The sequence below is a fragment of the Bradyrhizobium sp. genome (assembly GCF_036009065.1).
Lineage (GTDB): Bacteria > Pseudomonadota > Alphaproteobacteria > Rhizobiales > Xanthobacteraceae > Bradyrhizobium.
The window spans coordinates 1-2080 of sequence record NZ_DASYMN010000434.1 but is presented as its reverse complement, the minus strand read 5'-3'; the positions used below and the strand labels follow the sequence as shown (position 1 = coordinate 2080).

General features: G+C 61.5%; 1 protein-coding gene and 1 pseudogene. Both read right to left on the bottom strand.

Annotated features, from left to right (window positions below; translation table 11 throughout):
• Positions 1-355: 355 nt before the first annotated feature.
• Positions 356-1545, bottom strand: a pseudogene (locus VGP39_RS25750) (IS3 family transposase).
• 92 nt (positions 1546-1637) lie between these two features.
• The gene (locus tag VGP39_RS25745) at positions 1638-1868 is read right to left on the bottom strand and encodes a hypothetical protein (protein ID WP_327570910.1); all 231 of its coding nucleotides are present in this window, start codon (positions 1866-1868) and stop codon (positions 1638-1640) included.
• Between the last annotated feature and the right edge of the window lie 212 nt (positions 1869-2080).

The following is a 2080-nucleotide window of genomic DNA, read 5'->3' as shown; positions in this document are numbered from 1 at the left end:
CAAACTGTGGAAATTGGGTCTAACGCGACCGGTGGTTCATTTCACCTGAGTTTTTCAGCAGCCTGTTAGTCTTACTGTGTCATAAAATTTTGCTCTGTTGGTGCAGATTTGTCAGATTAGGAAGATCCTCAGTCGTAGAGGCGGGTTGTGGGTCTTCAATCCAAGGCAGGTGGCAGCGAATTACGGTTCGTTGCCTATGTCGAGGCGGTCAGAGGTGGTCGGGTGGTTCGCTACAGCGTTTCGCCTCCGTTAAGTGGATCCCCTGCCGGTTGGTTTCGTAACGTGCGGTCATCGGGTCGTCGCGCAGGGAGGGCGTAGCCCGACCGGAGAGACGACCCGACGGCCGCGGCGAAATTCATGCCGCTGCCGCCGATGGTGGCAGCGAGCCAAAGTAGGCGTGGTCCGGCGTCCGCGCGCCAAGGCTCGAATGTGGTCGCTTGTGGTTGAAGAAGTCCAGATACTGGCCGATCAGCCTCCGCGCCTCGGCGAGCGTGCCATAAGCTCGCAGATACACCTCCTCATACTTCACCGACCGCCATAGCCGTTCGACAAACACATTGTCGCGCCACGCGCCACGACCGTCCATGCTGATTGCGATCTTGTTCTCCAGCAGCAACCCGGTGAAGTCGGTGCTGGTGAATTGGCTGCCCTGATCGGTGTTGAAAATCTCCGGCTTGCCGTGCCTGGCCAGCGCCTCCTCGACCGCCTCGAGGCAGAAATCAACCTCCAGGGTGATCGAAACCTGCCAGGCCAGAACCCGCCGGCTGAACCAGTCCACCACGGCCGCCAGGTAGACAAAGCCGCGGGCCATCGGAATGTACGTGATGTCCATCCCCTCGTCTGGCTATTCCAACGGCTGCGCCGCTGGAACCTTGGCCAGCCTCGCCCAGACCTGGTTCGCCCGCTCGATCGCCAGGCCGCGCAGCAGATACGGATAAATCCTGTGTCCAAGACACGGCTTTGATGTATTCGGGCGGCGATACAACGCCTCGATACCCATCCGCCGCATCATCGTTCGCACCATCTCGCGGCCGATGTCGACGCCGTCGCCGCGCAACAGATCGCGCAGCATCCGGCTGCCTGCGAACGCGTAGTCCAGGTGCAGCACGTCGATCCGCCGCATGATCGCGAGTTCGGCCTCCGGCACAGGCTGTGGCTCGTAGTACAGACTGCTCCGGCTGAGCCGCAGCAGCACCGCCTGCCGTGACAGCGGCAGGTCATGGCTCCGGTCGATCATCGCCTGGCGCTCAGCCGGCCGGCCTTGCTGAGCGCACCGGACAAAAAATCGTTCTCCAGTGTCAACTCCCCGATCTTGGCGTGGAGTGTCTTTATATCGATGCCCGGCGGTGGGTCGGATGCCGCCCCGCCCGCGCCGAACAGGCCCGCGGCAGCCTCAACCAGCTGACCCTTCCAAGCGGTGATCTGGTTCGGATGCACATCGTATTGCTGCGCCAATTCGGCCAGCGTCTTCTCGCCCTTGATCGCGGCCAGCGCCACCTCGGCCTTGAAGGCCGCGGCGTGGGTCCGGCGTGTTCGCTTGGTCATGCATGCTCCTGATCCGCGGCAGCTTCGCCGCTCTCAGGCAGAAGTTCCACTTATCGGCCTGTCCGAATTTGGCCGGCCACCTCTTTCACCCTTCAAGCGGTATCGGCTAAATGCCTTGGCAGCCAGCAACAGACTGGCGTGGGGATCGCTTCCAGGCGAGCACGTAAGGCGGCGAGCGTCGCGTCAAATACCTTGATGGTTTGATAGCGGACGGACAACTCAGCATTGGCCACGTCATTGATGGCAAGCGCGCCAGCAATGGCTACCCAATGCGGGTCATCCGTCACCAGGTCCAACAGGACATTCGTGTCGACCAGCGTCACCTGGTGATGTGTCGCTCAGGCGTCGCCGCGCATACGCGCCATGACCTCATTGGTGATGAGACCGACACCGGCGCTGTCCTGACGATGGTCCAGCCGATTTGGCGCCGGCCGATGCCTGGACTTCGCTGCCGGGCCCGATGTCCAGCAGCTTCCGGATCGGCTTGGCTATGGTCGCCTGACCTCAGACGGTAACAGCCTTCACATTAACTTTA